Source organism: Betaproteobacteria bacterium (assembly GCA_016791345.1).
Taxonomy (GTDB): domain Bacteria; phylum Pseudomonadota; class Gammaproteobacteria; order Burkholderiales; family JAEUMW01; genus JAEUMW01.
The window spans coordinates 1-6,346 of the sequence record JAEUMW010000082.1; the positions used below are offsets into that span (position 1 = coordinate 1).

General features: G+C 63.0%; 6 protein-coding genes, 2 tRNA genes and 2 pseudogenes. 4 read left to right on the plus strand and 6 right to left on the minus strand.

Annotated elements, in window-relative coordinates; all coding sequences use genetic code 11:
* Nucleotides 1–319: 319 nt before the first annotated feature.
* Nucleotides 320–769: pseudogene (locus tag JNK68_03155) on the plus strand (recombinase family protein).
* A pseudogene (locus JNK68_03160) lies at nucleotides 746–1,174 on the plus strand (recombinase family protein). Before JNK68_03155 ends, JNK68_03160 begins: the two co-directional pseudogenes overlap by 24 nt.
* A gap of 723 nt (nucleotides 1,175–1,897) precedes the next feature.
* Here the strand turns inward: JNK68_03160 and JNK68_03165 are convergent.
* The 4 genes from JNK68_03165 to JNK68_03180 form a co-directional block, all read right to left on the minus strand.
* Nucleotides 1,898–1,974 (minus strand) — tRNA-Arg (locus JNK68_03165).
* A 63-nt stretch (nucleotides 1,975–2,037) separates the two neighbouring features.
* Complete coding sequence (locus JNK68_03170; GenBank protein ID MBL8539352.1) at nucleotides 2,038–2,388, minus strand: hypothetical protein; 351 nt, start codon at nucleotides 2,386–2,388, stop codon at nucleotides 2,038–2,040.
* A gap of 62 nt (nucleotides 2,389–2,450) precedes the next feature.
* Nucleotides 2,451–2,544: transfer RNA gene (locus tag JNK68_03175), tRNA-Ser, on the minus strand.
* Between the two features lie 40 nt (nucleotides 2,545–2,584).
* On the minus strand, nucleotides 2,585–3,820 hold the full coding sequence (locus JNK68_03180) for an aspartate kinase (protein ID MBL8539353.1): 1,236 nt from the start codon (nucleotides 3,818–3,820) through the stop codon (nucleotides 2,585–2,587).
* 242 nt (nucleotides 3,821–4,062) lie between these two features.
* Here JNK68_03180 and JNK68_03185 point away from each other — a divergent pair, with 242 nt between their 5' ends.
* Nucleotides 4,063–4,389, plus strand: a complete 327-nt coding sequence (locus tag JNK68_03185; GenBank protein MBL8539354.1) for a helix-turn-helix transcriptional regulator — start codon at nucleotides 4,063–4,065, stop codon at nucleotides 4,387–4,389.
* A gap of 40 nt (nucleotides 4,390–4,429) precedes the next feature.
* On the opposite strand, the gene JNK68_03190 is transcribed toward JNK68_03185, so the two are convergent.
* Entirely contained in the window at nucleotides 4,430–5,374 is a 945-nt protein-coding gene (locus JNK68_03190) for a radical SAM protein (GenBank protein ID MBL8539355.1), read from the minus strand.
* Here JNK68_03190 and queD point away from each other — a divergent pair.
* Entirely contained in the window at nucleotides 5,373–5,831 is a 459-nt protein-coding gene (queD, locus tag JNK68_03195) for a 6-carboxytetrahydropterin synthase QueD (GenBank protein ID MBL8539356.1), read from the plus strand. The genes JNK68_03190 and queD overlap by 2 nt on opposite strands.
* A gap of 3 nt (nucleotides 5,832–5,834) precedes the next feature.
* Here queD and JNK68_03200 read toward each other — a convergent pair whose 3' ends face one another.
* Nucleotides 5,835–6,308, minus strand: coding sequence for a hypothetical protein (locus JNK68_03200; GenBank protein ID MBL8539357.1), 474 nt, complete (start codon nucleotides 6,306–6,308; stop codon nucleotides 5,835–5,837).
* Between the last annotated feature and the right edge of the window lie 38 nt (nucleotides 6,309–6,346).

Sequence of the window (6,346 nt, forward strand, 5' to 3'; positions counted from 1 at the left end):
AGACCGATACTCAGGGGACATCAACACGTTGGCATGGTAAGCCCCTCTCTTGGGGGCGAGCGGAGAATGGGACGTAGGAAGGGTCCGCCGCTTGATCATAGGGTAAGACCGCGTGCTAGCGTCGAGCCGGGTCACCGGGGCGGCGGTGCAGCCACCCAGCACGCGGGCAGGGCCCCGATGTCAAGCGGCGGACACCCGTCGGGCCGGTGGCCAGTATGTTTGCGGCGTATGCCACGACTGGCTATCGTTACTCCTTGTAATCGGGTGACGACTAGACCCAACAAGACATCGGCAGCAGTGATCGAGGAGTAAAGGCAACATGGCCGTGGCGCTCTACGCTCGGGTCTCCACGACGCGGCAGGCGGAGCAAGATCTTTCCATTCCGGACCAACTGCGCCAGATGCGCGAATGGTGCGACCGGAACGGACACCTGATCGCCAAGGAGTACGTCGAGCCGGGTGCCTCGGCCACCGATGACAAGCGTCCGGTGTTTCAGGACCTGATCGCGGATGCGACGATGACCCCCGCCCCCTTCGAGGCGATCATCGTGCACAGCCTCTCGCGCTTCTTCCGCGATGCGATCGCCTTCGGCGTCTACGAGCGAAGACTCGCCAAGCAAGGCGTCAAGGTCATCTCGATCACGCAGCAGACGAGCGACGATCCTTCAGGGGAGCTGGCCCGACGCATCTTCTCCGTCTTCGACGAGTACCAGAGCAAGGAGAACGCGAAGCACACGTCGCGGGCGATGAAAGAGAACGCCCGCCGGGGCTTCTTCAACGGCTCCAGTGCGGCATTCGGTTATCGCGCCATCGAGACCGAGGCCCTCGGCAACCGCGGCAAGCGCAAGAAGAAGCTGGCGCTACACGAGGGGGAAGCCGAGATCGTGCGCCGCATCTTCGAGCTTTACCTGAACGGTCACCAAGGGCGTTCGATGGGGATCAAGGAGATCGCCAAGTACCTCAACGAGCGCGGCCTGCTCATGCGGGGGAAACCGTGGCGCATTCAGAAGGTGCACGAAGTCCTGTCGAGCCGGGCGTATCTCGGGGAGCACTACTTCAACGTCAAGGACTCCAAGACCGGCAAGAAGCGCCCGCCCTCGGAGTGGGTGCTGATGCAGGCGGAGCCGATCATCGAGGCGGCGGCGTTCGAGCGGGTGCGCCAGCGCAGGCAGGCGCGCGCCCCGGCGACGACGCCGCCTCGCCTCGTGAGTTCGCCGACACTGCTCACCGGACTCCTCCGCTGCGGGGACTGCGGTGCGGGCATGACGTTGGTGACGGGGAAGAGCGGCCAGTATCGCTATTACCGCTGCACGAACCGCCACAACAAGGGCGGACACCCGTGCCACAGCCGCAACGTGCCGATGGAGAAGCTCGACGCGCTCGTCATCGCCCGGCTCGCCGACCGGGTCCTCACCCCGGAGCGACTGCTAGTCATGCTCACCGAAGCCCGCCGGTACATGAAGGAGCGCAAGTCCGCGAATCAGGAGAAGCTCGCGAAGCTGCAGACCGAGCTGCGCCGTGCGGAGGAGAAGCTGAACCGGCTCTACGAGGCGGTCGAGACGGGCGTCCTTCCTCTGGACGACACCTTGCAGCGGCGGGCACAGCAGGCGAAGGCGGCGCGGGAAGCGGTGCTGGTGGAGATGGCAGGGGTTCGCCGAGTGCAGGCCATGCCGATCGAGCGCATCGTGCCGAGCCAGGTGCAAGCCTTCAGCAAGGCGCTACGGGCGAAGCTACAGGATCGGACCTCGACCTTTGCGAAGGACTATCTGCGCACCGTGGTGAGCGAGATTCGGGTCACTGGCGGGACGGCCGTCATCTCCGGCAGCTATGTGCAGTTGATGGCGGCAGTGGTGCAGAAAAAGACAGAGGACAAACAAGTGCCCTCTTTTATGCGTGATTGGCGCGCCCGGCAGGATTCGAACCCACGACCCCCTGGTTCGTAGCCAGGTACTCTATCCAACTGAGCTACGGGCGCGAAGTGCGCAATGGTATCAAAACGCGAAGGCGGCGAGAACCACGGAATGCGCGCGCGCCGGTGTCACTTGCAGGGAAAGCGCGCCTGCAGACCCTTCAGCATCACGAGTTCGATCGGATATTCCGGCTGCACGTAGGCTTGCTGAGCCTCGCGGTCGATGATCGCCAGGTAGTCGGCGGTGGTGAGGGCAACGTCGTCCGGATCGCAGAAGAAGGGTGTTCCCTTCTGCGCTTTGATCTGCGCATTCGCCCACAGCAACCCCTCACCCACTCCTGTTAGATAGGGCTTCGTCAAACGGTCGAAAGCGGACTTGTTGGCGGCATCCCGGTCCGCGAGGTACCGGCGCACGCTCATGTCCGCAGACGCATTCGCGGCAGCAAGAAAGAACGGCAGCGCGGCTAAGATTCTTCTCATGAGGGAGGAGTGTCTTGCGACAGGGGATTCGGGGCGTGTCGCGGAGCCGTATGAGCCGGAGGTGGCGGAGACAGAGGGATTCGAACCCTCGATACGAGTTTTAGCCCATATACTCCCTTAGCAGGGGAGCGCCTTCGACCTCTCGGCCATGTCTCCGATTGTTCGCGCGAGAGTATAGCCGCTCGCGTGCATGCGCTCAAACCGCCGCCAGTTCCCGATCGAGTTCGAACGCCTTGTGCAGCACCCGCACGGCGAGTTCCATGTATTTCTCGTCGACCACGACGGAGATCTTGATCTCCGATGTGGAGATCATCTGGATGTTGATGCCTTCCTCTGCCAGCGCCCGGAACATCTTGCTCGCAATGCCGACGTGCGAGCGCATGCCCACACCCACCACCGAAACCTTGGCGATCTTGCCGCCGCCGAGGACGTCACGGGCCTGGATGTGGTCCTTCACCGGACCCAGGATCTGCAGTGCCTTCGGATGGTCGTTGCGGTGCACCGTGAACGAGAAGTCGGTGGTGCCGTCGACCCCGACGTTCTGGATGATCATGTCGACATCGATGTTCGCTTCGGCGATCGGGCCCAGGATCTGATAGGCAATGCCGGGACGGTCGGGAACGCCGACCACGGTGATCTTCGCCTCGTCGCGATTGAAAGCGATACCGGAGATGACTGCTGCTTCCATCTTTTCGTCTTCCTCGAAAGTAATCAGCGTGCCCTCGCCTTCCTCCTCGAAGCTGGAGAGTACGCGCAACCTGACGCGATACTTGCCGGCGAACTCGACCGACCTGATCTGCAGTACCTTCGACCCGAGGCTCGCCATTTCGAGCATTTCCTCGAAGGTGACGGTCTTCAGCCGGCGCGCATCCGGTTCGATGCGCGGGTCGGTGGTGTACACGCCATCGACGTCGGTATAGATGTGGCACTCGTCCGCCTTGAGCGCCGCCGCGATCGCCACCGCGGTGGTGTCCGAGCCGCCGCGGCCTAGGGTGGTGATGTTGCCCATTTCGTCCTCGCCCTGGAAACCGGCAACCACCACCACGTAGTCATCCTCCAGATCCGCCCGGATCGGCGCCTCATCGATGTTCAGAATGCGCGCCTTGGTGTGCGCGTCGTCGGTCAGGATCTTCACCTGTCCGCCGGTGTAGGAGCGGGCCTTCACGCCGAGTTCCATGAGCGCCATCGAAGTGAGCGCGATCGACACCTGCTCGCCGGTGGACACCATGACGTCCAATTCCCGCGGATCGGGATAGGTCTGGACGTCTTTCGCCAGGGCGATGAGCCGGTTCGTTTCGCCCGCCATGGCGGACACCACGACCACCACCTGGTGGCCGCGCGCCTTCCATTTTGCGACGCGGCGCGCGACGTTCTTGATGCGTTCCGGGCTGGCAACAGAGGTGCCGCCGTACTTTTGTACGATCAAACTCATGAGATAGGACGCGAGGAAGGAAGCGCGATTCTACCCGAAGCCGCAGAGTGGAACATGTGCCCAGGAAATCGTTGCGCCGCAGCGTGCTTATGCGTTCGTTCTCAGCACAGCGCGGGCAACGTGTACCGCGCGCGACGCAGTGCGCCGTAGTCATAAAATTATCTGAACCCATGTAGGGATTCCCTGTCCATGCCTTCCAGGGGGAGAATATGCGTTCGACCTACGAGAGGGACCTTTTATCCATGAAAAATACCGTTCACAAGCTTCCGAATCCTCGTGAGATTCGTCTCAAACTCGGTTTGAACCAGCAGGAATTCTGGACGAAGGTCGGTGTGACTCAAAGCGGTGGCTCGCGGTACGAGAGCGGGCGCAGCATGCCGAGACCCGTGCGCGAACTGCTACGCCTGGTCCACGTCGAGAAGATAGATGTCGATAAAGCCAAGGGAGAAGATTTCGCCCTGGTGAGCTATCTCAAGTCCTCCAACCCATCGCTCTACAAGAACCTGAAGAAAGCGATGAAGGAGGCACCGAGCAACGGCAAGGCACATCGCCGCGGTGCAGCACGCTGATTGCCACGGCGGCCCGAAAGGGCCGCGGTGCGCTTTAGCTTTATGGGGTAACGCTCACCACGATGTCCAGAGCGCGGATACGGTCGGCCAGTTGAGCGAGCCATGCTTCTGGAACATTCGATATCCGTTTTGCCTCCGGCTGGTGCGAAAGCCGGGCAACCCCGTAGAGCATCACGCCTCTCAACTCGACGCCATCTTCCTTGAGGCGCGCGAGACAGTGGACATAAGCGTCGACCTCGCGCTCGGCCGGTGGCACGCCGTCCAGCGCAAAGACGCACGTCTGCAGCCACGTAGGACAAAGGCGAGCAGCCGTATGCAGATTGCGCAGCACTTTTTCCATCGTCGTTCGGGTGCTGTTGACGGCGCGAATGCCGCCCTCGGTCGCCCGATCGAGCTTGAACCAGACTTCCCCGCCGAGACTCGCGAGCTTCTCGAGACCGACCTGCACCCGGGCCTGATGCACCAGGCTGCCGTTGGTGATCAGGACGACCTTGATCCTGCCTTCGAGCGCGAACTCGCGCAGGACACGCCCGACCGCATCGACCACCGCCGGAAATTCGCGTGCGGAGGTCGGCTCGCCATTGCCGGAGAACGCAACGTCGTTGAGGCGTCGTGACTCGGGCGGAACTCGGCGCTCCATGAAGTCGCCATGGATGACGCCGTCTAGGAATCCGCGCAGTTCGCGCTCCAGCAGCGCGACATCGATCGGTGGCGGGCCGCCACGGGTCAGACCGGGCACCTGACAGTAGATGCAGCGCCAGTTGCACGCATCATTGAGATTGAGGTTGATGCCGATCGACACGCCGCGCGCACGGCGGGACACCACCGGATAGACATAGGTCAGTCCGGCGGCATCGCGGTCGTGTTCCGCGACGGTGAGCCGGTAGCCGGCAGGTCGTGACGGGGTTGTCGAGGTCAACGTGCTTTCCCGATGGGCATGGGAGGGCCGATGATATACTCGATCGCCGAATTCGCCCCCTTCCATGCAGATCACCTGTCGGCTCGAATTCGATTCCGGCCACCGCATTCCACACCATCAGAGCCAGTGCCAGCACCTGCACGGGCACCGCTACGCCATCGAGATCACGCTCTCGGGCGGCATCATCGAGACCGAGGGCTCACCACAACAGGGCATGGTGATGGACTTCGCGGACGTGAAGACGATCGCCCGCCGCGAGATCGTCGATGCTTGGGATCATGCCTTTCTGGTCTATCGCGGGGATCGTCAGGTGCGCGATTTCCTGGACTCCATCCCCGGTCACAAGACCGTGGTGCTCGCGCGCGTGCCGACGGCGGAGAACCTCGCCGTGGAAGCCTTCCGCATCCTCGACCGGGCGTACCGCGACTGCTACGGCAATCAGCTGCGGCTCGTCCGGGTGCGCCTTTTCGAGACGCCCAACAGCTGGGCGGACGCCGTGCGCGGCGAATTGCCGACTGACTGAGCGCTACTGCCAGTAGCTCTTGCGCCGCGGCAGCGTCACCTGTCGATCGCCGAGGGTGCCGGTCAACCCCTGACGCGTCGCCTTCCCCTTGAATTCGAGTGGCTCGCCGGTGGATGCCGGAACGGTGAAGACGACGGTCGCGCCGTCCACGCTCACCGGCACCAGCGCCGGCGCCGCCGGCAGTCCGTCGGCGGTCTGCACGAAAGCGCGAAAGCCCTCGCGACTGCGGACGATGATCACCTCCATGCCGATCATTTCCTCGTCCCCACCGAGGCTCTTGAGGGTTGAGTAGATGCCGGTGATCCGGGCCGAGGGCTTCGCCGGAGCGCTCTCGGCGGGCGCTTCGGCCTTCTCCGCCACGGGAATCGCGGATTCTTCCACCTGCTGCTGCGACTCGACCGGCTTCGTCTCGGCGTCGTGAGCGGCAAGGGCAGGTGCCAGCCCGCATAGAGCGAGGACGACGAGATAACGCAGCATCAGGCAGCCACCAGTCAGCTAGAACGGAATGTCTTCGT